At 70.5% G+C, this 22,529-nt stretch carries 18 protein-coding genes and 1 pseudogene; 13 read left to right on the forward strand and 6 right to left on the reverse strand.

What is annotated here, in order from left to right; all coding sequences use genetic code 11:
• Positions 1–146: 146 nt before the first annotated feature.
• The 3 genes and pseudogenes from ACIBHY_RS11850 to ACIBHY_RS11860 form a co-directional block, all read left to right on the forward strand.
• A complete protein-coding gene (locus ACIBHY_RS11850) occupies positions 147–1,103 on the forward strand; it encodes a zinc-binding alcohol dehydrogenase (RefSeq protein WP_397252472.1) in 957 nt (318 codons plus the stop codon).
• Positions 1,100–1,885, forward strand: coding sequence for a sugar phosphate isomerase/epimerase family protein (locus ACIBHY_RS11855; protein WP_397094851.1), 786 nt, complete (start codon positions 1,100–1,102; stop codon positions 1,883–1,885). Before ACIBHY_RS11850 ends, ACIBHY_RS11855 begins: the two co-directional genes overlap by 4 nt.
• 50 nt (positions 1,886–1,935) lie before the next feature.
• Positions 1,936–3,057: pseudogene (locus tag ACIBHY_RS11860) on the forward strand (MGH1-like glycoside hydrolase domain-containing protein); the annotation flags it as partial.
• A gap of 9 nt (positions 3,058–3,066) precedes the next feature.
• On the opposite strand, the gene ACIBHY_RS11865 reads toward ACIBHY_RS11860, so the two are convergent.
• Together ACIBHY_RS11865 and ACIBHY_RS11870 are read right to left on the reverse strand one after the other, a co-directional pair.
• Complete coding sequence (locus ACIBHY_RS11865) at positions 3,067–4,167, reverse strand: zinc-binding dehydrogenase (RefSeq protein ID WP_397252473.1); 1,101 nt, start codon at positions 4,165–4,167, stop codon at positions 3,067–3,069.
• On the reverse strand, positions 4,160–5,110 hold the full coding sequence (locus tag ACIBHY_RS11870) for a Gfo/Idh/MocA family protein (protein ID WP_397306675.1): 951 nt from the start codon (positions 5,108–5,110) through the stop codon (positions 4,160–4,162). Before ACIBHY_RS11870 ends, ACIBHY_RS11865 begins: the two co-directional genes overlap by 8 nt.
• Before the next feature lie 105 nt (positions 5,111–5,215).
• Here ACIBHY_RS11870 and ACIBHY_RS11875 point away from each other — a divergent pair, with 105 nt between their 5' ends.
• Positions 5,216–6,154: a glucosyl-3-phosphoglycerate synthase gene (locus tag ACIBHY_RS11875; RefSeq protein ID WP_397252475.1), complete on the forward strand. Its 939-nt coding sequence runs from the start codon at positions 5,216–5,218 to the stop codon at positions 6,152–6,154.
• Positions 6,151–7,260 carry a glycosyltransferase gene (locus tag ACIBHY_RS11880; RefSeq protein WP_397306676.1) on the forward strand — a complete coding sequence of 370 codons (1,110 nt, stop codon included), beginning with the start codon at positions 6,151–6,153 and terminating at the stop codon, positions 7,258–7,260. Before ACIBHY_RS11875 ends, ACIBHY_RS11880 begins: the two co-directional genes overlap by 4 nt.
• On the opposite strand, the gene ACIBHY_RS11885 is transcribed toward ACIBHY_RS11880, so the two are convergent.
• Positions 7,253–8,047 (reverse strand): universal stress protein, encoded by a 795-nt coding sequence (locus ACIBHY_RS11885; protein WP_397252477.1) that lies wholly within the window; start codon positions 8,045–8,047, stop codon positions 7,253–7,255. The two genes, ACIBHY_RS11880 and ACIBHY_RS11885, sit on opposite strands and share 8 nt — an antisense overlap.
• A 78-nt stretch (positions 8,048–8,125) precedes the next feature.
• Between ACIBHY_RS11885 and ACIBHY_RS11890 the strand changes: the two genes are divergently transcribed.
• Both ACIBHY_RS11890 and ACIBHY_RS11895 read left to right on the forward strand, forming a co-directional pair.
• On the forward strand, positions 8,126–8,434 hold the full coding sequence (locus tag ACIBHY_RS11890; protein WP_397306677.1) for a hypothetical protein: 309 nt from the start codon (positions 8,126–8,128) through the stop codon (positions 8,432–8,434).
• Between the two features lie 105 nt (positions 8,435–8,539).
• Positions 8,540–9,091, forward strand: coding sequence for a phosphatase PAP2 family protein (locus ACIBHY_RS11895; RefSeq protein WP_397306678.1), 552 nt, complete (start codon positions 8,540–8,542; stop codon positions 9,089–9,091).
• On the opposite strand, the gene pip is transcribed toward ACIBHY_RS11895, so the two are convergent.
• Positions 9,088–10,044: a prolyl aminopeptidase gene (gene pip / locus ACIBHY_RS11900; protein ID WP_397252480.1), complete on the reverse strand. Its 957-nt coding sequence runs from the start codon at positions 10,042–10,044 to the stop codon at positions 9,088–9,090. The genes ACIBHY_RS11895 and pip overlap by 4 nt on opposite strands.
• Before the next feature lie 20 nt (positions 10,045–10,064).
• On the opposite strand from pip, the gene ACIBHY_RS11905 reads away from it, so the two are divergent.
• Together ACIBHY_RS11905 and ACIBHY_RS11910 are read left to right on the forward strand one after the other, a co-directional pair.
• Positions 10,065–13,232: an NACHT domain-containing protein gene (locus ACIBHY_RS11905; protein WP_397306679.1), complete on the forward strand. Its 3,168-nt coding sequence runs from the start codon at positions 10,065–10,067 to the stop codon at positions 13,230–13,232.
• Between the two features lie 7 nt (positions 13,233–13,239).
• A complete protein-coding gene (locus tag ACIBHY_RS11910) occupies positions 13,240–14,154 on the forward strand; it encodes a threonine/serine dehydratase (protein WP_397252483.1) in 915 nt (304 codons plus the stop codon).
• Here ACIBHY_RS11910 and ACIBHY_RS11915 read toward each other — a convergent pair.
• Together ACIBHY_RS11915 and mscL are read right to left on the reverse strand one after the other, a co-directional pair.
• A complete protein-coding gene (locus ACIBHY_RS11915) occupies positions 14,151–14,738 on the reverse strand; it encodes a hypothetical protein (RefSeq protein WP_397252484.1) in 588 nt (195 codons plus the stop codon). The genes ACIBHY_RS11910 and ACIBHY_RS11915 overlap by 4 nt on opposite strands.
• Positions 14,739–14,831: 93 nt before the next feature.
• On the reverse strand, positions 14,832–15,248 hold the full coding sequence (gene mscL / locus ACIBHY_RS11920; RefSeq protein WP_397252485.1) for a large conductance mechanosensitive channel protein MscL: 417 nt from the start codon (positions 15,246–15,248) through the stop codon (positions 14,832–14,834).
• Between the two features lie 144 nt (positions 15,249–15,392).
• On the opposite strand from mscL, the gene glgX reads away from it, so the two are divergent.
• The 4 genes from glgX to ACIBHY_RS11940 all read left to right on the forward strand — a co-directional run bounded on the left by glgX (position 15,393) and on the right by ACIBHY_RS11940 (position 22,529).
• On the forward strand, positions 15,393–17,486 hold the full coding sequence (gene glgX, locus ACIBHY_RS11925) for a glycogen debranching protein GlgX (RefSeq protein ID WP_397252486.1): 2,094 nt from the start codon (positions 15,393–15,395) through the stop codon (positions 17,484–17,486).
• Entirely contained in the window at positions 17,479–19,671 is a 2,193-nt protein-coding gene (gene treY, locus ACIBHY_RS11930; protein ID WP_397306680.1) for a malto-oligosyltrehalose synthase, read from the forward strand. Before glgX ends, treY begins: the two co-directional genes overlap by 8 nt.
• Entirely contained in the window at positions 19,671–21,383 is a 1,713-nt protein-coding gene (gene treZ / locus ACIBHY_RS11935; RefSeq protein ID WP_397306681.1) for a malto-oligosyltrehalose trehalohydrolase, read from the forward strand. Before treY ends, treZ begins: the two co-directional genes overlap by 1 nt.
• Before the next feature lie 168 nt (positions 21,384–21,551).
• The gene (locus tag ACIBHY_RS11940; RefSeq protein WP_397252489.1) at positions 21,552–22,529 is read left to right on the forward strand and encodes an ABC transporter permease; all 978 of its coding nucleotides are present in this window, start codon (positions 21,552–21,554) and stop codon (positions 22,527–22,529) included.

Consider the following 22,529-nt stretch of genomic DNA (forward strand, 5'->3'; position numbering starts at 1 on the left):
CAACTATCGCGTGCAAACAAGCACTAAACCTGTGACTTTTGTTTGATCAAAAAGCGTAAGTGTGGGGAATGCACGTCATCACCATTCAAGGGCCAGGTGCTGTCCGCGTCAGTCTGGAGCCAACCGGTGAGCTGGAGCCGGGCTGCGTGCGGGTCCGCACGATCTACTCAGGTGTCTCGGCGGGGACGGAACTCACCGCCTACCGCGGCACCAACCCGTATCTCACGAAAAAGTGGGATACCGAACAGCGGCTGTTCGTCGAGGGCCGGACACACGCCTACCCGCTGACCGGCTGGGGCTACCAGGAGGTCGGCGAGGTCGTCGAGGCCGCTCCCGACGTACGCGAGCCGGTGGTGGGCGGCGTCGTCTGGGGCATCTGGGGCCACCGCGAGGAGGCCGTCGTGCCCGCCGAGCGGCTCGCCGGGCACCTCATGCCGCCCGGCACGGACCCGCTGACCGGCGTCTTCGCCCGCGTCGGCGCCATCGCGCTCAACGCCGTCCACGCCGCGGACCTGCACCTGGGCGACCAGGTCGCGATCTTCGGCCAGGGTGTCATCGGCCTGCTCGCCACCCGCCTCGCCGTGCTCAGCGGCGCCCGCGTGGTCGCCGCCGACGCCATCCCCGAACGGCTCGAACTCGCCCGGCGCTTCGGCGCCGCCGAGACCTACGACGTGCGCGAGGGCTCGGTCGCCGAGTTCATCCGCAAGCGCGTCGTGGGCGCCGACGCCGCCATCGAGCTCAGCGGCAGCCATACCGGCCTGCACGAGGCCATCAGGACCGTCCGCAGGGGCGGCAGGGTCGTCGCGGCCGGGTTCTACCAGGGAGACGGGCTCGGGCTGCGGCTCGGCGAGGAGTTCCACCACAACCAGGTGCAGCTCGTCTCCTCGCAGATCGGCGGCGTGGCCGCGTGGCTGGCGCACCGATGGGACGTGGAACGGCTCCAGCGCACGTTCATGGAGCTCGTCCACCGCGGCGAAGTCCCTGCTGGAGACCTGGTCAGCCATGTCATGGACGCCGCCCAGGCGGCCGAGGCCTTCGAGCTGATCGACCGCCGCCCGTCGGAGGTGCTCCAACTCGTCTTCAAGTTCAAGGAGCCAGCGTGAAGCTTGCCGTACAGGAGCAGCTGCTGCCGGGACGCACCCTGCAGGAGAAGTTCGCCTTCGCGGTCGATGCCGGATTCGACGCGATCGAGCTGCGGGGGAAGGGCGACTTCCACTTCGCCGGGCGGCTGACCGAGCTGAAGCGGGCGCTCGCCGACGGCGTGGTCATGCCGACCGTCTGCGTGGACATGCCGCACTTCATCGGCGACTTCGACGCCGCCAAGCGCACCGACGCCATCCAGCAGTTGCGCTCCCAGCTCACGGTCATCGCCGAGCTGGGCGGGATCGGGGTCATGACGCCCGCCTCGTGGGGGCAGTTCTCGCGGCGGCTGCCGCCGTTCGAGCCGCCGCGCAGCCCCGGGGAGGACCGCGAGGTGCTGGCCGAGGCGCTCGGGGTGCTCGGCGAGCACGCGCAGCGCAACGGCGTGCTGATCATGCTGGAGCCGCTCAACCGCTACGAGAACCACATGGTCAACACCCTGGCCGAGGCAGTGTCCTACTGCTCCATGGACGCGATCAAGGTCGTCGGCGACACGTACCACATGAACATCGAGGAGGACGATCCCTGCCGCTCGCTGGTGGAGGCCGCGCCCTACCTCGCGCACATGCAGATCAGCGAGTCCAACAGGAACCAGCCCGGCACCGGGCACCTCGACTGGGGTTCCCAGCTGGCCGCGCTGGACGCCACCGGGTACGAGGGCTACCTGGCGCTGGAGTGCCGGCTTCGCGGTGAACCGGAGATCGTGCTGCCGCAGACGGCGGCGTTCGTCAGGAAGTTCCTGTGATCCGCGAGGCGGTACGCGTCCTGGTCGCCAACTGGGACGGCAGTTACACCGTGCCCTCGCGGCGGCTCTACCCGCACCAGTGGAGCTGGGACTCGGCCTTCGTCGCGATCGGCAACGCCCGCTGGTCGCCGCGGCGGGCCAGGTCCGAGCTGCTGTCGCTGTTCGGCGCGCAGTGGCGCGACGGGCGGGTGCCGCACATCGTCTTCAACCCGGAGGTGCCCGACGGCTGCTACTTCCCGGGCCCCGACGTCTGGGAGGTCCGCGCGCCCTCCGGCTCGGCCACCTCGGGCATCGTGCAGCCGCCGGTTCACGCGCTGGCCGCCTGGCGGGTCCACCTGGCCGATCCCGATCCCGCCTTCCTGCGCCGCATCTACCCGCGGCTCGTGGCCCAGCAGCGGTTTCTGCGTACCGCGCGCCGCTCGGCGGACGGCCTGATCTCGATCGTGCACCCGTGGGAGTCCGGCATGGACAACAGCCCCGCCTGGGACGTGCCGCTGGCCGCCGTCCAGGCCGGGCCCATGGGCGCGCGGCGCAGGGACCTCGCCCACGTCAGCGCCGACGAGCGGCCCACCGACCGCGACTACGAGCGCTACACCGCGCTGGCCCGCGCCTACCGCGACACCGGCTATCGCAGAGCGGGCGCGTTCGCGGTCGAGGATCCGCTGTTCAACGCCGCGTACGGCGTCGCCGAGACGTCACTGGCCCGCATCGCCAAGGCGATCGGCCTCGACCCCGACCCGCACCACCGCGAGGCCGCCGAGATCACCGCGGCCATGGTCGCCCACCTCTACGACGACGGCCTGTTCCACGCCCGCGACGCGAGCACCGGCTGCCCGATCCGCTCCCAGAGCGCCGCCGGGCTCGTCCCGCTCATGCTGCCCGACCTGCCGCGCGAGATCGCCCACGCGCTCATCGGCACCGCGCTCGACCGCTTCGAGATCAAGAACGGGCTGCTGCCCAGCTACGCCCCCGGCGCCCCCGAGTTCGACCCGGCCCGCTACTGGCGCGGGCCGAGCTGGCTCAACCTGACCTGGCTGGTCTGGCAGGGGCTGCGGCACCGCCGGCCCGACCTGGCCGAGGCGCTGGCCGACGGCATGGTCGGCGCGGTGGCCCGATCGGGCTTTCGCGAGTACTTCGACCCGTTCACCCGCGCCGGGCACGGCTGCCGCGACTTCAGCTGGTCAGCCGCGCTCATCCTGGACGTCGCGGCAGAGCACGGCCTGGAGGGCCTCCCTGCGGCGGGCGGCGAGATCGCGAAGGAGCTCGGGCGCCTTGCCGAAGCGGACGACGTCGGTGATCACGTGCTCACGTAGCCACGGGCCGATGCGGTGCAGGAGCTCGACGGTCTCGCGCGAGAGGCGGTCGCGGTCCCAGGCGTGGGCCATGCCGCGCGGCACCCGGCCGATCTGCGCGCAGCGCAGGCTCAGGCCGTTGTGGTGGAACTCCTCGCCGAGCCGTACCAGGCCGGCGCCGCCGGTGTAGAAGGCCAGGTCGATCGCGCTGCCCTGGGGGCGCAGCAGCTTGAGCGCCAGGGCCAGCGCCCGTTCCTGGCCGCGGCACTGGAAGACCACGTCGGCACCGTGGTCGTTCGGGCCGTGCCGCCAGCGGCGCTTCAGCTGGAACGCGTCCTCGGCCAGCAGCGTCCCCACGCCGAGCGCGGCGGCCACGCACAGCCGCGCGGGGGTCTCGTCGACCACCACGACCTCGGTCCCGCCTCCCGCGCCCGCCGCGAACGCCGCCACCAGCAGCCCGACCACGCCCGCGCCGACGACCACCACCCGCCGCCCCCGCACCCCGTCGAGCAGGTCGCGCACGCCGGGCCCGAGCAGGTCGTGCGCCGCGTGCAGCAGGCCGTTGGCGCAGATCGGACCCATGTGCGCGGCGTAGATCCCGAGGAGCGGGTCGAGGTCCCGCGGCAGTTCGACGAAGCGGTCGCGCAGCGGGTCGGCGGCGTAGGCGGTGCGGTGCCCGTAGGCCATCGCGACGATCCGCCCGGCGGCGACCGCGTCGGTACGGCTGTCCACCACCATCCCCACCTGCATGTAGCCGATGCCGCGCACCGGGTAGGCCATCACCGGCCCGCCCGTGCCGAACAACCCGAGCGCCGGGTCCCACGAGGTGTTCAGGTAGGGGTTGGTGCCCTTGACGTAGGTCAGCTCGGTGCCGGCCGAGACGCCGCTGTAGACGGTCTCCACCAGGAAGCCGCCCGGCGCCGCCATGGGCATCGGCTCCGAGATCAGGCTGACCCGCTCCGGCCCGTCGATGCTGAGCACCTCAGCCATCCAGCACCACCGGCTCCCGCGTGGCCGCCGACCGCGCGACCGCCTGCGCCAGACGATGCGTCTTCAGCGCCTCGTGGTACGGCACGCGTACGTCGGCCGGCTTCCCCCGCACCGCGTTGACGAACTCCCGGTCCACGCGGATCTTGGCCGCTCCGCCGTCCTCGATCACCGTGCGCCCGTCGACGACCAGGCGTTCCTCGCCCAGGTCGAGCGTGACGCCCTCGGCGTGCACCTCCAGCCCGGCACGCCGCTTGCCCGAGCACAGGCTGGTGGCGGCCAGCGTGCCCGCCGCGCCGTCCGCGAAGCGCAGCACCGCCGCGGTGGCCCGGTCGATCTCGCCGTCCGCCGCCCCCTCCGACGGTACGGCGTGCACCATCGCGACCTCGCCCACCAGAACCCTGGCCAGGTCCAGCACATGGACGGCCTGCTCGACGATCTGGCCGCCGGAGGTCTCGGTACGGAGCCACCAGTCCACGGGCGGCACCTTGTCGAGCCAGTGGCCGAGGGCCAGCCGTACGGGGCGGCCGGCGAGCAGGTCGCGGGCTTTCCGCAGGATGTCGAGGTAGCGCCAGTGGTGACCGACGGCGGAGGGAAGGTCGCGGCGTGTTATCTCGGCGGCGATCTTTTCCGCTGTTTCTAGATCAATTGCTAACGGCTTTTCTACAAAAAGCGGAAGATCGCACGACAAAGCGTCTGTCTCCGGGTTACCGTGCGCGAAAGGCGGCACGCACACGTAGACGGCATCCAGTCCGCCGGCGTCCAGCAGGTCGGTGTGACTCCCGTAGGCCAGGGAGCCATGCCGAGAGGCCAGTGCCTCGGCCTTGTGGGGAACCGCGTCGGCGATTCCGGCAATCGTCACGTCGGGGAATGCCGAGAGCACGTCTGCGTGACGGGCGGCGACATTTCCAGCACCTATGATGCCGATTCGAGTTATTGGCGACACAGGATGGCATATCCCACATCCGCTGATGAACAAACGAAAATGTTCGAACTCCTATCGGCAGGGCATGTGTCGCCATCCGTGACCTGAGACGACCGGGGTGAGCGCATGGAGACGAATCCGCGGGTCCGGGACTGGTACCGGCGGCGCACAAGCAGAGCCGCCGACTGGTCGCCGGACACACTGGTGGCCGCCAAGGGGGCGACCACGGTGAGCGTGGTTCTCCCGGCCCGCGACGAAGAACACACGGTCGGGCGGATCGTCTCGGTGATCCGCCGCGACCTCGCCGACCTGGTGGACGAGATCGTCGTCGTGGACTCCCGCTCCACCGACGCCACCGCCGCCGTGGCCGCCGCCGCGGGCGCCACCGTCGTGCGCCAGGACGACGTGCTGGCCCACCTGCCGCCGCTGTCGGGCAAGGGCGAGGCACTGTGGAAGGGACTGGCCGCCAGCTCCGGCGACCTCGTCGTCTTCGTCGACGCCGACCTGCGCGACTTCCCTTCCTCCTTCGTCACCGGCCTGCTCGGGCCGCTGCTGCTGGACACGGGGGTGCACTTCGTCAAGGGCGCCTACGAACGGCCGCTGAACGGCCGGCGCGGCGAGGGCGGCCGGGTCACGGAACTCGTCGCCCGGCCCCTGCTCAACCTGTGGTGGCCGGAGCTGTCCGGGTTCGTCCAGCCGCTCGGCGGTGAGTACGCGGCCCGGCGCACGGCCCTGGAACGCGTGCCGTTCGCGACCGAGTACGGCGTGGAACTCGGCCTGCTGGTCGACCTGCTCGAACTCGTCGGCCTGGACGCCATGGCCCAGGTGGACCTGGGCCGCCGCACCCACGCGCACCAGTCCACGGCGGCGCTCGGCCGCATGGCCGCCCAGATCATGCTCACCGCGTGGACCAGGCTCGAACGCCAGGGCCGGGTGGTGTCGGTGGCGGCGCCCGCGCACAGCCTGCTCCAGTTCGACGCCGAACGGCGGGCGGCCCGCGCCGACGTGGCCGTGGCCGAGCGCCCGCCGCTGGCCTCGCTGGCCGTCGAGGAGGACGTCGCGTGAACATCCTGATGAACGCCGGCCCGTGGCTGGAGGTGCCGCCGCCCGGCTACGGCGGGATCGAGAACGTGGTGGCCACGCTGGTGCCCGCGCTGCGCGAGCGAGGCGTACGCGTGGTGCTGGCTTCGGTGGGGGCCAGCACCGTCGAGGCCGACGAACTGGTCGCCGCCTTCCCCGAAGGGCAGTTCGCCCACCTGCAGAAGCCGTACAACCAGGTGATGGGTCTCGCCCACGCCCACCAGGCGCGGGTGGTGCGGGAGTTACGCGCCCGCGACGACATCGACCTCGTCCACGATCATCTGGAGGTCGTCGGCCCCGCGGTGCTGTCGGCGCTCGGCGGGCCGCCGGTGCTCCACACCCTCCACTGGGACCTGCGCAAGCACCCCGACTTCTACGGCGCCTGGCCCCGGGACATCGCCGTCAACGGCGTCTCCCACGACCAGCTCACCCGCGCTCCCGCCGCCCTGCGCGCCGCCGCCGTGGGCGCGGCCCACCTGGCCACCCCGCTGGCCGAGCGCGACCTGCGCTTCCCGCGCGGCGCGCACCTCGCGGTCATGGGCCGGATCTGCGCGCTCAAGGGCCAGCACGTCGCCGTCCGCGTCTGCCAGAAGCTCGGCCTGCCGCTGGTGCTGGCCGGCCCGGTCAGCGGCCTCGGCGGCCCCGCCGAGCTGGAACGTGTCCTGGAGGATCCGGAACATCCGCTCCACGGGCACCCGGACGTCCGCTACCACCGCGACCACATCGCCCCCCATCTGGACGGCGAGCTGATCCGCTGGGCCGGCGGCGTCGCCGGGGACCGGCGCGACGAGCTCTACGGCACCGCCAGAGCCGCCCTGTTCCCCTTGCAGTGGGACGAGCCGGGCGGCACCGCCGTGGTCGAGGCCCTGGCCCTGGGCGTCCCGGTGATCGGCCTGCGCCGTGGCTGCCTGCCCGAACTGGTCGAGCACGGCCGCACGGGGTTCCTGGCGGACAGCGAGGAAGAACTCGCCGAATGGCTGCGGCGCGTCGGCGACCTCGACCCCGAGGAGTGCCGCCGCGAGGCTCGCGCCCGCTTCACCCCGTCCGTCATGGCCGAGCGCTACCTGGAGCTCTACGCCCGGGTCAGTTGAAGCCCCGGGGCAGCACCGCCACCGGGCAGACCGAGGCGCGCAGCACCTTCATCGCCAGCTCACCCAGGAAGACCCGGTGCGCCTGCGCGTCCTCACTGCTCGCGCAGACCAGCAGGTCGCCCGGCGGCCATTCGACCGCGCCGATCGCGGCCGCCACGTCGTAGCCTTCGGCGATCTCCGCCTCGGCCTCGATGCCGGTGCCCTCCCACGCCAGCCGTACAGCGAGGGCGAGGTCGTCGCGCAGCCGGCCGGCGTCTTCCGTGCGCAGGTCCAGCGTGATCAGCCGCAGCGGCACCCCGAGCCGCAGCGCCGCCTGGGCCACCCGCTCCACGGCCTCGTCGCACTGCGGCCGGTGCACGTACGCCAGCGTCAGCCGCGTCGGCGCCGCAGGCGGGCGGTAGCCGGCCGGGGCCAGCATCACCGCCTCGCTCGACAGGTGCAGCAGGTGGTCGGAGGTGCTGCCGATCGCGATGCGGCCGTGCTGCCCACCGTCCGCGGAGCCGACCACGATCAGGTCCGCCTTGATCCGGCTGGCCAGCACAGCCAGGCCGCGGCCGGCGCCGCGGCTCTCGAACGCGATGTACTCCGCGGGCCGCTCGCCCAGCTCGCCCGCCGCGTGGGCCAGGTTCGCCTGCGCCTCGACCGCCTGGCCGGGGCTGCCCGGCGGGTAGATGGTCGCCACCGTGAGCTCGCCGCCGGTGACCTGCGTGATCGCGGTCCCCAGCGCGAGCGCGTCCCGTCCTCCAGCGTCGCCGGTGTACCCGACGATCACGTGCGCACCGATCACGCATCCCTCTCTACCCGCTCTGAGCAGGGAATACGCGGGTTCTGTCAGACGTTGTGAACTCTTGGAGGCGCACGCGAAGTGAAGATCACACCAGACACGGAATTCAACGGCTCCCGCGGTCAGGTCACCCTCAGGGAAGCCGTGAAGCAGCTCAAGGCCCACGAACTCGACTGCACCATCTCCCGCGAAACCCTCGAAGGCAAGGTCAACGTCTTCGCCGAGTGCGTACAGCGCGGTTTCACCCCACTGCGCAGCGAGATCATGGCCGCCTACTACGTCGCCGAGAACGACGCGGCCAAGGACGCCTTCGAGACCGGGCTGATCACGGAGGGCGAGCTCAGACAGCGACAGCTCGATCTGGCCCGCATCCTCACCGGCAGCGCCTGATCCCCTTATCGGCCATACGGCCGATGACGACTGGCCGAACTGCCGACGAAACCACTCGGTAAGATCATTAAGGTCATGTCCATCGTTTCTTCATCGATTGGACATGTGTTGTACCGCGACATCGTCGATTTCGCCCTCGGCACGCCCGGCTGGGTGCACACCTTCGCGGAGGTGGGCACCGACGCCGGGCTTTTCGTGTTCGCCGCCCTGTTCGTCCTGTGCTGGTGGCGCGCCCGCCGCGCCCCCGCCCGTGAACTGGCCCTCGCCCTGGTCGGACCCGCCGCGGTGATCGTCGCCTACGTCGTGAGCGAGATCGTGAAGCTGATCGTCCGCGAGGAACGGCCGTGCCGCGGCGTCACCACGGTGGCCGCCTGCCCGCCGGCCGGCGACTGGTCGTTCCCGAGCAACCACTCCGTGATCGCCGCCGGGGCCGCGGGCGCGCTCATCCTGGCGTGGCGGGCCCTCGCCTGGGTCGTGCTCCCGCTGGCGGCGATCATGGCGTTCTCCCGCGTGTTCGTCGGCGCCCACTACCCGCACGACGTGGCCGCCGGGTTCGCACTCGGGCTCGTGATCGCGCCGCTGGTCGCGCTGCTGTGCGTCGGCGCGGTCACACCCCTCGTCCGCCTGGTACGCGACCGGCTGGCCCTCGCCGCCTAACCGGCGAACCGGTCGGTGGCCTCCACCAGGCGATCCACGATGCCGGGCTCGGTCGAGGCGTGACCGGCGTCGTTCACCACGTGGAAGTCTGCCTCCGGCCACGCCTTGTGCAGGTCCCAGGCGGTCGCCATGGGCGTACAGGCGTCGTAGCGGCCCTGCACGATCACGGCGGGAATGTGCCGGATCTTCCCAACGTCCCGGATGAGCTGCTCAGGCTCGAACCACCCGTCGTGCGTGAAGTAGTGGTTCTCGATGCGCGCGAACGCCAGCGCCATCCGCTCCTCACCGAACTCCGCCACCAGCTCCGGATCGGGCAGCAACGTCACCGTCGAGCCCTCCCACTGCGCCCACGCCTTGGCGGCCGGTACCCGCACCGCCGGATCGGAGCTCTCCAGCCTTGCGCGGTAGGCGGCCATCAGGTCGCCGCGCTCGCCGGGCGGGATCGGCGCCACGAACCCCTCCCACAGGTCGGGGAACAGGTGGGAGGCGCCCTCCTGGTAGAACCAGTGCAGCTCCCGGGGACGCAGTGTGAAGACGCCGCGCAGGACCAGCTCCGTCGTGCGCTCGGGGTGCGTCTGCGCGTAGGCCAGCGCCAGCGCGCTGCCCCACGACCCGCCGAACACCTGCCAGTGCTCGATGCCGAGGTGCTCGCGCAGCTTCTCCATGTCCGCCACCAGATTCCAGGTGGTGTTGTGCTCCAGCGAGACCGCCGCGTCGCTCGCGTGGGGCTTGCTGCGCCCGCAGTTGCGCTGGTCGAACAGGACGATGCGGTACAGCTCCGGGTTCCACTGACGGCGGTGCTTGCCGGTGCACCCGCCGCCCGGCCCGCCGTGGAGCATGACCGCGGGCTTTCCGTCCGGGTTGCCACACACCTCCCAGTAGATCTGGTCGCCGTCTCCGACCTCGAGAAGGCCGGAATCGTAGGGCTCGATGGCCGGGTAGAGCTGTCTCATAGTTCGGCATAATTCCATGCGTGGCCCTGGACGCGGCGGCTCTCGCGGTAGGCAAGGCGGTCGGTGACCGCGCGGCGCGTACCTGGCTGACGGCCAGGTCCACGGCGGAGAGCCGCGAGCTCCCGCTGCTCGACCTCATGCGCTCGCGCTTCCCCGACCAGCTCGTACGCCGCAAGGCGGAACGCCAGATCGCCGACATCGCCGACTCCGTCACCGCCCGCGTCCTGAAGCTGGCCGCCCACGAGTACCCCGGCCTGGAGGACAACGCCCGCGAGAGCGTCCTGGCCGAGATCGTGGACACGCTGACGCGCGCGGACCTGTCCGACGCCGCCCTCCTGGCCGCCGACACCGATCCGGTACGGCTGGCCCGCTCCCTACCCCGCCCCAAGGACCTGGACGAGCCCGCCTCCCGCCTCTTCGAGACCGTCCTCGACGAGGTCCTGGACTGCCTGGTCCGGATCATCAGGCACCTGCCCGAGTTCCGGCCCCGGGCGGCGACGGAGACGCTGACCCGCCTGTCCGGCCTGGGGGAGCAGGTGGCGCTCATCCTCGACCGGCTGCCCGCGCGTACCCTCGAAGCCCCCGACGGCACCGACCGCGACGCCGCCTTCGCCCGCCGCTACCTGGAACACGTCAGCGGCACCCTCGACACGCTCGACCTCATCGGCGTCCGCGTCGAACGCTTCACCCCGCGCACCTCGCTCAGCGTCGCCTACATCAGCCTGTCCGTCTCCGCCGCGCTCCCGCCCTCCCGCGAGATCCCCTTCGACGCCTGGCGCGGCCGCGGCGGCGAGCCGGCCACGATGCGGGTAGAGAGCGCGCTCGGCCGCAGCCGCCGCGTGCTGCTGCGCGGCGAGGCGGGCGGCGGCAAGAGCACGCTGCTGCGCTGGCTGGCCATCACCGCCGCGCGCAGCTCCTACGAGTCCGACCTGTCCGACTGCAACGGCTCCACGCCGTTCCTGGTCAAGCTGCGCAGCTACGCCGACCGCGAGCTGCCCCGCCCGGAACACTTCCTGGACGGCACCGCCGCACCTCTGGCCGGCCTGATGCCGACCGGCTGGGTCCATCGCCGTCTGTCGTCCGGCCGGGCGTTGTTGCTGGTGGACGGCGTGGACGAGCTGACAGGATCCCAGCGCAAGGCGATCCGCCCGTGGCTGCGCGGCCTGCTCGCCGAGTTCCCCGGCATCCGCGTCGTGGTCACCTCCCGCCCGGCGGCGGCCGAGTCGAGCTGGCTGGAGGACGACGGCTTCACCTCCGCCTTCCTGGAACGCATGACCCCGGGCGACACCACGGCGCTCATCCGGCACTGGCACGCCGCCATCCGCACCGGCCGCGACCTGCCCTGCGCGCCGGAAAAACTCCCCGCCTACGAGGAACGCCTGCTCACCCGCCTGGAGAACGCCGCCCACCTGCGCTCACTGGCCGCCACCCCCCTGCTCGCGTCCATGCTGTGCGCACTCAACCTGGACCGCGAGGCCCAGCTCCCGCCCGACCGCATGGGCCTGTACGGCGCCGCCCTGGAGATGCTCCTGGAACGGCGTGACGCCGAACGCTCCATCCCCAGCTACGGCGCCATGCACCTCGACCGGGCCCAGAAGACGCAGATCCTGCAGGAGCTGGCCTGGCAGCTGTCGGTCAGCAACCGGGTCGAACTGGCCAAGCCCGCCGCCGTGTCCCGCGTGGGCAGAGTGGTGGCGGGCATGCCCCGGTTGCGCGCCTCCGGCGAGGCGGTGCTGGCGTACCTGCTCGACCGGTGCGGCGTGATCAGGGAGGCGACGGAGGGCCGGATCGACTTCGTACACCGGACGCTGCAGGAGTACCTCACGGCACGGGCGGCGGCGGAGGACGGCGACATCGAACCGCTCGTCACCTGGGCGCACCGGGACCAGTGGCGGGACGTCGTGGTCCTGGCCGCCGGCCACGCCAACGGCCCGGTCCGGACGGAACTGCTGCGAGGTCTGCTGCGCCGCGTCGAAACCGAGCCCCGCCAGGCACGGCGGCTGAAGCTCCTGGTGACGGCCTGCCTGGAGACGATGCCCGCGATTCCCGGAGAGCTCCGGGAACAGATCGAGGCGTGTGTCCGGGACCTGGTGCCGCCCAGGAGCGTCAAGGCCGCCCGCTCGTTGTCCTTGGCGGGGGAGGCGGTGCTCCATTGGCTGCCCGCGGACCTGTCCGGGCTGAGTGAGGCAGTAGCGCGGGCCACGGTGCGGACGGCCTGGCTGGTGAACGGGCCGCAGGCGCTGGAAAAGCTGGCCGGGTATGCGGAGGACACGCGCGAGACCATTCAGGAGGAGCTGGTCACGGGATGGCGGTACTTCGATCCCGACGTCTACGCCCAGCGTGTCCTCGCCAAAATGGGCTCCCTGCCGGCCCTGACGTGGGTTCAGACGGTAGGGCAGTTCAACGCGCTCGTCCGCTTGCCGCCCCAGCGGGGCATCCTCACCATGACCGGACCGGTGAATCTGAGCCCGCTCCTTCCGCATCGGAAGGCACTGACGAGGCTCGCCCTTGTCGGGTACGAGCAAATCGTCGACTTCTCGCCGCTGGCTTCCCTCTCCGCACTCGAATTTCTGGGCCTCGGCCATGACTGCTTCGAGAATTTCGCCTTCCTCGCAGACCTGCCTCGTCTGCGTGACGTGACGCTCTTCGGGCTGACCGGCATCACGGACTACTCGCCTATGCTCGCTTTGCGTAACTTGATCAGCTTGACGCTCACGGATGCTGACGGGCTCACGCGGTGGGAGCAACTTCCCCCGCTCGACCGGCTGGAGCGCCTGTGGCTTGGCGCAACCGGACTGGTGGAGAGCGCCCACGACCTGGTCGAGCGTGCACCCAGGCTGAGGTACTTGCGCCTGGACAGTGCGCCGGTGCCCGCGGATCTCGAGGCGCTCGGCCGGTTGCCGCTGGATCGCCTTGATCTTGGGTGGATCGTGGAGCTGGAAGATCTGAGGGAGTTGGTCGGCTGCCGTGCTCTCACATCTCTGGGCCTTCAGAGGTGCGAGAGCGTGCGCGACCTGAGCCCGATCGCGGGCCTTCCCCTGCTGGAAATCCTGGACATCAGGGATGTGGCGCCGGGGATCGATCTCGCGCCGCTGGCCGGGCTTCCTCTGACCAAGGTGACGATCGGGCCGGACCAGCACGTGCTCAACGGGGACTTTCTGGGAGATCGGCTGGTTCGCGAAGCATGATGGAGACATGAATCTGGTTGGGCTGGATGACATCAGGGCCGCTGCCGAGCGGATCGCCCCCGTGGTGGTCAGGACTCCGCTGGTGTCCATGGGCGAGGCGTGGGTCAAGCCGGAGAGCCTTCAGCGGGTCGGCTCGTTCAAGATCCGGGGCGCCTACAACGCGGCCGTCTCCCTGGCGGGCGCGCAGGGGGTGGTGGCCCACTCCTCCGGCAACCACGGGCAGGCGCTGGCGTACGCGGCGAAGCTGCTGGGTGTGCCGTGTGTCGTGGTGGTGCCGGAGGGGACGCCTCGGGTCAAGGCGGAGGCGATCGTCGGTCACGGGGCCGAGCTGGTGGTGGTGCCGCCGGAGCAGCGGGTGTCGGCGGCGGAGAAGGTGGCGGCGGAGCGGGGGATGACGATGGTGCCGCCGTACGACCATCCGGCGGTCATCGCGGGGCAGGGGACGATCGGGCTGGAGATCGTGGCTGACCTGCCGGATGTCGAGGTGGTGCTGGTTCCGGTGAGCGGGGGCGGGCTGGCTTCCGGGATCGCTTCGGCGGTCAAGGCGCTCAGGCCGGACGCCAAGGTCGTCGGGGTGGAGCCGGAGCTGGCGGCCGACGCGCGGGAGAGCCTGCGCGCGGGGCGGGTGGTGTCGTGGGAGCCTTCCAGGACGTTCAGGACGATCGCGGACGGGCTGCGGGCGGACCTGTCCGAGTTGACCCTCGCGCATCTGCGGGAACGGCTGGACGACATCGTGACCGTCTCCGAGGACGAGATCCGCGCCGCCATGGGCCATCTGGCCAGGACGGCCCGGCTGGTGGCCGAGCCCAGCGGGGCCACCGCGACGGCGGCCTATCTGGCGGGGCGGGCGCCGGCCGGGCGGACGGTGATCGTGCTGTCGGGGGGCAACGTGGATCCCGAGCTCTTCCGTTCGGTGATCTAGGACGACCAGGCGAGGCGGCTCAGGAATCCGCGCTCGTCGCGGGCGTACTCGCCGAAGGCCCGCTGGATCTCCGCGAGGTCGGGCGCCTGCGTGCGGTGGAGGGTGCCGCCCTCCTTGTACTCCAGCTCGTAACCCCCCGCCTCGGGGGAGACCTGCATGAAGTGGTGGCCGAAGTTGACGAGGGCGACGAAGGGGTTCTGGGCGGAGAGCGTGGCCAGGGCGTCGTGGACGAGGCCCAGGTCCGGGTCGGTGACGATCATGCCGTCGCCGGTGTGGAGCTGCATGCCCGCATAGGCGCCGCGTGGCCCCGCGTTGTGGACGAGGTCGCGCTGCGGGTCGTAGCAGACCAGGCCGTGCGCGCCGGCGACGGCGAAGACCCGGCCGGACATCTCGTCCATGGACTCCAGGTCCATGGTCACCAGCACGTGCCCGCCGGTGTAGGCCGTGAGTTTCCCGGGCAGCTCGTCGGCGTACGGCGGCAGCGCGCCGCCCGGCGCGTCCTTCTTGGCCGCCAAATACCCCTTACGGGCGTGATCTCGGGTGATCGGCTCTGGTTCCCGCCAGACCATCAGCTCAACACTCACTCGCCCCATCTAACCGGACGATCGCCTCAGTCGGGGCATTCGCCAGCATAGGGCGCAAGATCCGCTTGCTGGCCGTGGCTTTTCCGCGTGGCGTCACGGCTGCTCGGACCGGGGGACCAGCTCGACCGTGCAGTACGCGCACCGCCGGGCCTCGACCGGGACCTCGCTCAGGCAGTCGGGACACTGCTTGGCCGTCGCCGCCTGGTCCCGCTCGAAGAGGCTGACCAGCCGGGACATCGGCATGACGACCAGCCAGTACACGACGGCCGCGATGATCAGGAAGGCGAGGAGGTGGTTGAGGAAGTCGCCGTACTTGAACACGCTGCCGTTGACGGTGAAGGAGTAACTGGCGAAGTCCGGCTCGCGGCCGCCGGTGATCGCCCCGATCAACGGTGTGATCAGATCGGCGACCAGGGCCTGGACGAGCCCGCTGAAGGTGGCGCCCACGATGACCGCGACCGCCAGCTCGACGATGTTGCCGCGCAGCAGGAATTTCTTGAATCCGCCCATGGGACCGGCACATTGCCGACAGAACGCCCCCGAAACCTGGGACCGGGGGCGTGGTGGCGGAGGTTTGCGGGTAGGTCGGTGCTCCCGCCCTTGTCGCCGGCGGCGGGGGCACGGAACATGGGATGGATCGCGAGGGAGCCGTCGATGATCGAGCTTTGGCCGGGAGACCCTTACCCGCTGGGTGCGACCTACGACGGGGCGGGCACCAACTTCGCGCTCTTCAGCGAGGTGGCCGAGCGGGTCGAGCTGTGCCTGTTCGACGAGGACGGCAAGGAGAGCGCGGTCCGGCTGAGCGAGTGCGACGGGTTCGTCTGGCACGGGTACCTGCCCGGCATCGGACCCGGCCACCGGTACGGCTACCGCGTCCACGGCCCCCACGACCCGGCCAGGGGCCTGCGCTGCAACCCGGCCAAGCTCCTCCTGGACCCGTACGCCAAGGCGATCGAGGGCGAGGTGACCTGGGACGAGGCGGTATACGGGTACATGTTCGGCCGCCCGGAGACGATGAACGAGGCGGACTCCGCCCCGTTCATGCCCAGGTCGGTGGTGGTCAACCCGTTCTTCGGATGGGGTCACGACCGGCCACCGGCGACGCCGTACCACGACACGGTCATCTACGAGGCGCACGTACGGGGACTGACGATCACCAACCCGAAGATCCCCGAGCGGATCCGCGGGACCTACGCCGCCCTGGGCCACCCGGAGATCCTCGACCACCTGACGAAGCTCGGGGTGACCGCCCTGGAGCTGATGCCGGTGCACCAGTTCGTCACCGACGACTTCCTGAGCCAGCGCGGGCTGAGCAACTACTGGGGCTACAACTCGATCGGGTTCTTCGCCCCGCACAACCGCTACTCCAGCCAGGGCCAGCGCGGCGGGCAGGTGCTGGAGTTCAAGGCGATGGTCAGGGCGCTGCACGAGGCGGACATCGAGGTCATCCTCGACGTGGTCTACAACCACACGGCCGAGGGCAACCACCTGGGCCCCACGCTGAGCTTCAAGGGCATCGACAACACCCACTACTACCGGCTGGCCGACGGCGACCCGCGCCACTACCTGGACACGACCGGCACCGGCAACAGCCTGTTCATGCGCAGCCCGCACGTCCTGCAGATGATCATGGACTCGCTGCGCTACTGGGTGATCGAGATGCACGTGGACGGCTTCCGCTTCGACCTGGCCTCGACGCTGGCCAGGGAACTGCACGAGGTGGACCGGCTGAGCGCCTTCTTCGACCTGGTGCAGCAGGACCCGGTGCTGTCGCAGGTCAAACTGATCGCCGAGCCCTGGGACCTCGGACCCGGCGGGTACCAGGTGGGCAACTTCCCCTCCCGCTGGACCGAGTGGAACGGCCGCTACCGCGACACCATCCGCGACCTGTGGCGCGGGCAGCCGGCGACGCTGCCCGAGTTCGGCTCGCGCTTCACCGGCTCCAGCGACCTCTACCAGGACGACAGCCGCCGCCCCGCCGCCTCGATCAACTTCGTCACCTGTCACGACGGGTTCACGTTGCAGGACCTGGTCTCGTACAACGACAAGCACAACGAGGCCAACCAGGAGGGCAACCGCGACGGCACCGACGACAACCGCTCCTGGAACTGCGGCGCGGAGGGCCAGGCGGGGCCCCAGATCGAGGCGCTGCGCGAGCAGCAGAAGCGCAACTTCCTGACCACGCTCTTCCTGTCACAGGGCGTGCCGATGATCTCCCACGGCGACGAGCTGGGCCGCACGCAGCAGGGCAACAACAACGGCTACTGCCAGGACAACGAGCTGACCTGGGTCGACTGGTCGGACGTGCGGGAGAACTGGCTGCTGCTGGAGTTCACCCAGCGGCTGGCCGCACTGCGCAGACGGCACCCGGTCTTCCGCCGCCGGCGCTTCTTCTACGGCCGGCCCGTGCGCGGCCTGGCCGACATCGCCTGGCTGACCCCGGCGGGCGAGGAGATGACCAACGGCGACTGGGAGGCCGGCTTCGCCAAGTCGCTGGCGGTCTTCCTGAACGGCGAGGCCATCACCGAGCCCGACCGCCGAGGCCGCACGATCAGGGACGACTCGTTCCTGCTGCTGTTCAACGCGCACCACGAAACCATCCGATTCACCGTCCCCAAGGATTACGGCGACATGTGGCAGACCGAGATCGATACCGCGATGCCGATCAGCGTGGGTGTGGCGACGTGCCGCGCCGGGGAGGGCGTGGCCGTGACCGGCCGCAGTGTGCGGGTGCTGCGCCGTGTCTAAGCCGACCTCGACCTACCGCGTACAGCTCACGCCGGACTTCGGCTTCGCGCAGGTGGCCGAGATCGCCCCGTACCTGCGGGAGCTGGGCGTCAGCCATGTGTACCTGTCGCCGATCCTCCAGGCGACGCCGGGCTCGCTGCACGGCTACGACGTCATCGACCACTCCAGCATCAGGGCGGAGTTCGGCAGCGCGGCGGGCCTGCGCGAGCTGGCCGAGCAACTGGCCGCGCACGATCTGGCCATCGTCATGGACATCGTGCCCAACCACATGAACACCGAGAACGCGCAGTTCCGGTCAGTTCTCAAGGACGGTACGGCCTCGCCGTACGCGAACTGGTTCGACATCGAGTGGGCCGGCGGGAAGGTCGCGCTGCCGGTGCTGGGCGACGGCGCCGAGCCCAAGGTCGACGGCGACGTGCTGCGCTACTACGAGCATGAGTATCCCCATCCGGGGCACTACCGGCTGGTTCCTTACACCGAGGGGCCCGGCTACCGGCGCTTCTTCGACGTGTCGTCGCTGATCGGGCTGCGGGTGGAGGACCCCGCGGTGCTGTTCGCCACCCATGAGGTGATCTTCTGGCTGCTCGACGAGGGGCTGGTCGAAGGGCTGCGGGTGGACCATCCGGACGGCCTGGCCGACCCGCGCGGCTACCTGGAGTCGCTGCGCCGGCGTTCCGGCGGCGTGTGGACGGTCGTGGAGAAGATCCTCATCGGCGAGGAGCGGCTGCCGGACGACTGGGCCTGCGACGGCACGACCGGATACGAGGTCCTGAACCGGATCACCCGCCTGTTCGTCGACCCGGCCGGGGCCGATCCGCTCATCAGCCAGTTCGTCCGGCGTACCGGGCAGAGCGCCGACTACCGGGCGGTGGTCGCGCGCTCCAAGCGCGAGGTCATCGAGCTGTTCTTCACCGCCGAGGTCGGGCGGCTGGCGCGGGCCGCCGGCGCCGATCCGGCCGAGGTCGCGGAGTTGCTGGCCGCCATGCCGGTCTACCGCGCCTACGTGACGCCGGGCGAGCCGCCGCCGCCCGCGTCGGTCGAGCTCATCGAGGAGATCGCCACTCCGAAGACGCGGGAACTCGCCCAGAAGATCCTGTACGGCCCCGCCGAGGCGGTCACCAGGTTCCAGCAGAGCACCGGGCCGGTCATGGCCAAGGGCGTGGAGGACACGGCGCTGTACCGGTGGTATCCGCTCGCCGCGCTCAACGAGGTGGGCGGGGAGCCGGACGTCTTCGGGATCGAGGTCAAGGAGTTCCACGAGTTCTGCGCCGGGATGCGGCCGCACACGATGACGACGCTGTCGACGCACGACACCAAGCGCTCGGAGGACGTGCGGGCCCGGCTGACGGTGCTGTCGGAGATGCCCGAGGAGTGGGCCCGGGTGGTGGCGGACTGGTCGTCGGCGCTGAGCTTCGACCCGCACCTCGACTACCTGGCCTGGCAGAACCTGCTCGGCGCCTGGCCGATCACGCCGGAACGCTTCGCCGCCCATCTGCTGAAGGCCGCGCGGGAGGCCAAGACCAGGACGTCCTGGGTCAGGCCGGATGCGGCATATGAGAAGGGGCTGCGCGAGTTCGCCGTCCAGGCGACGCGGCTGCCGGTGGGGGAGTTCGCGGCGGAGATCGAGCCGTACGCGATGGCGAACTCGCTAGGGGCCAAGCTCGTGCAGCTCATGATGCCCGGCGTCCCCGACGTCTACCAGGGCAATGAGATGACCGACTTCTCCCTCGTCGACCCGGACAACCGGCGGCCCGTCGACTTCGGCCGCCGCCCCGCCAACGCCTGGGACGCCACCAAGCTCCTGCTCACCAGCCAGGCGTTGCGCCTGCGCCGCCGGCTGCCGCCCGCCGCGCCGTACCTGCCGCTGTTCGCGACGGGCGAGGCGGAGGAGCACGCGATCGCCTTCGCGCGCGGCTGCATCGGAGCGCAGGAGCTCGGAGGGAGAGAGCGAGGCACGAGCCAACGAGCTCGGAAGCGGGCGCGACCATCAAACGCAGCGGTCGCGGTCGCGGTCGCCACCCGCCTTCCCGTACGGCTGGCGCGCCGCGGCGGCTGGGCCGCCACCACGCTCATGCTGCCACCGGGATCCTGGCACGACCTGCTGACGGGCAGCCGCTACACCGGCCGCATCCCCCTGGCCCACCTGTTGTGCCGCAACCCCGTCGCCTTGCTGGAGCGAACCTGATGCGATTTGACGTGTGGGCGCCTCGTGCCACGACCGTCGAGATCGAGCTGCCCGAGGGGCGGCGGCCGTTGCGGGCGGGCAAGGACGGCTGGTGGGGCGCCGAGGTGGCGGAGGCGGGGCACGGCACGCCGTACTCCTTCGTGCTGGACGGCGACGGCCCCTACCCCGATCCGCGCTCGCGGCGGCAGCCCGAGGGGATCTTCGGCCCCAGCATGGTCTACGACCACGCCCACTACACCTGGAGCGACCACGACTGGACCGGCCGCGACCTGCGCGGATCGGTGATCTACGAGCTGCACATCGGCGCGTTCACCCCCGAGGGCACCTTCGCCTCGGCGATCGAGCGGCTGGACCACCTGGTCGAGCTGGGCGTCGACCTCGTGGAGGTCATGCCGATCGTCCCGGTGCCCGGCGGGCGCAACTGGGGCTACGACGGCGTCGACCTCTACGCGGTCAACGAGACCTACGGCGGGCCCGACGGGTTCAAGTCGTTCGTGGACGCCTGCCACGGCAAGGGTCTGGGCGTCGTGCTCGACGTGGTCTACAACCACCTCGGCCCGTCGGGCAACTTCCTGCACCCGTTCGGCCCGTACCTGACCGGCACCCAGGGCAGCTACTGGGGCGAGGCGGTCAACCTGGACGGCCCGCAGTCGGACGAGGTACGCCGCTACTTCATCGAGAACGCTCTGCAGTGGCTGCGCGACTACCACGTGGACGGGCTGCGGCTCGACGCGGTCCACGCGCTGCACGACCGCCGCGCCACGCATCTGCTGGCGGAGCTGTCGGCGGAGGTGGACGCGCTGTCGTGCGCGCTCGGCCGCCCGCTGTCGCTGATCGCCGAGTCCGACCTCAACGACCCGCGCATGGTCACGCCGCTGGAGGCCGGCGGCCTCGGCATGACGGCGCAGTGGAACGACGACGTCCACCACGCCCTGCACTGCGCGGTCAGCGGCGAGAACCACGGCTACTACGGCGACTTCGCCGGCCTGCGGTCGCTGGCCAAGGCACTGACCTCGGGATTCGTGCACGACGGAGGCTACTCCACCTTCCGCGGCCGCTCCCACGGCGCCTCGGCGCGCGGGGTGCCGGGCCACCGCTTCGTCTGCTGCCTGCAGAACCACGACCAGATCGGCAACCGCCCCGCCGGCGACCGGCTGCCGATGACGGCGCTGAAGCTGGGGGCCGGGTTGCTGCTGGCCTCGCCGTACACGCCGATGCTGTTCATGGGGGAGGAGTGGGGGACGCGCTCGCCGTTCCTGTTCTTCTCCGACCACGTGGAGCCCTCGCTGCGCGAGGGCGAGTCGGCGCGCAGGGCGCGGGAGTTCGAGGGTTTCGGGTACGACTGGGACGCGCCGGACCCGTCGTCGGAGGAGGCGTTCCAGCGGTCCAAGCTCGACTGGAGCGAGCTGAAGGACGAAGAGCACTGGACGCTGCTGAGCTGGTACCGGGATCTCATCGCCCTGCGGAAGGCGTTTCCCGAGCTCGCCGATCCCCGTCTGGACCGGGTCCGCGTAGAGGTGGGACCTCTTGACCGCTGGCTGATCCTGTGGCGGGGATCACTTTGCGTAATCGTAAATTTTTGTCCGGATTCTGTGACACTGCCTCTCCGTGGAGGCACCGTTATCTTGGCTGCGGATGACCGTGTTTCCGCAGGTCCGAAGGGTTTACTGATCCCTGGACAGTCGGTGGTGATCTACCGTTCAGTAATCTGACCGTAACTTTGCCCCGTTGCGGACTGTTACGTTTCGCCAGATATTCTGCGCTTCGGCCGTGACTGATGCGTCAAGTGGTTTCTCACGACGCGGAACGGCCTTTTCGTTGCGGGGGCGAACACTCCACCCCAGGACCTTCTGGCCCCCGTTCAGCGCGAACGGAGGGTAATGGGCAAGTACCTGCTGCGCAGGTTGGCGATCAACGTGATCTTGGTCGCTATCGCGGCCAGTCTGGCTTACCTCCTCGCCGCGTCGAGTCTGAACCCCCAGGTCAACTTCAAGGGACGTAACCCTCCCGTCCCCGAGGCGACCATCGACAAGACGCTCGACCAGTACAACCTCAACCCCAAGAAGCCGCTGCTCGAGCGGTACGGCACGTGGGCGTCCGGGGTGGTCAAGGGCGACTTCGGCCAGACGTGGGAAGGCGACTCGGTCAACGAGGAGATGGGCCGCAGGATGGGCGTCAGCTTGCGCCTCCTGCTGATCGGAACGATCCTCGGCTCCGGGCTCGGCGTGCTCATCGGCGCCTTCGCCGCGGTACGCCAGTACAAACTCAGCGACCGGGTGATCGGCGTCTCGTCATTCGTGATCATGGCGGTGCCGGTCTTCGTCATGGCCACGATGCTGATCCTCGCCGCGACCGGGCTCAACAACGCCGCGGGATCGAAGCTGATCGAGTTCGTGGGTGAATACTCGCCCGGCCTGACCGGCTGGGACCAGTTCGCCAACCGGCTCGTCCACCTGATCCTGCCGACGATCTCCCTGTGCCTCGGCCAGATCGCCTTCTACAGCCGGATCCAGCGGAACATGATGCTCGACGTGCTCGGCCAGGACTTCGTCCGCACGGCCATGGCCAAGGGGCTGCGGCGCCGTACCGCGTTGTTCAGGCACGCGCTGCGCACCGCGCTGATCCCCGCCGCGACCTACTTCGCCTTCGCCTTCGGCACGCTGCTCACCGGTGCCACGTTCACCGAGAAGATCTTCGGCTGGCACGGCATGGGCGCCTGGCTGGTCGACTCGATCAACCAGCACGACGTGAACTCCGTCGCGGCGGTCAGCACCTTCGCGGCCGCCTGCGTCCTCGTGGCCGGTTTCCTGTCCGACCTGGCGGTCGCCGCCCTCGACCCCCGAGTCCGGGTGAGCTAA

This window comes from Nonomuraea sp. NPDC050547 (assembly GCF_044457345.1).
Classification (GTDB): Bacteria; Actinomycetota; Actinomycetes; order Streptosporangiales; family Streptosporangiaceae; genus Nonomuraea.

Coding starts and splice junctions, on each gene's coding strand:
- ACIBHY_RS11940 (WP_397252489.1), top strand. CDS start 21,552: ATGGGCAAGTACCTGCTGCGCAGGTTGGCGATCAACGTGATCTTGGTC.
- ACIBHY_RS11910 (WP_397252483.1), top strand. CDS start 13,240: ATGAATCTGGTTGGGCTGGATGACATCAGGGCCGCTGCCGAGCGGATC.
- pip (WP_397252480.1), bottom strand. CDS start 10,044: ATGAGACAGCTCTACCCGGCCATCGAGCCCTACGATTCCGGCCTTCTC.
- treZ (WP_397306681.1), top strand. CDS start 19,671: ATGCGATTTGACGTGTGGGCGCCTCGTGCCACGACCGTCGAGATCGAG.
- ACIBHY_RS11865 (WP_397252473.1), bottom strand. CDS start 4,167: ATGGCTGAGGTGCTCAGCATCGACGGGCCGGAGCGGGTCAGCCTGATC.
- glgX (WP_397252486.1), top strand. CDS start 15,393: ATGATCGAGCTTTGGCCGGGAGACCCTTACCCGCTGGGTGCGACCTAC.
- mscL (WP_397252485.1), bottom strand. CDS start 15,248: ATGGGCGGATTCAAGAAATTCCTGCTGCGCGGCAACATCGTCGAGCTG.
- ACIBHY_RS11875 (WP_397252475.1), top strand. CDS start 5,216: ATGGAGACGAATCCGCGGGTCCGGGACTGGTACCGGCGGCGCACAAGC.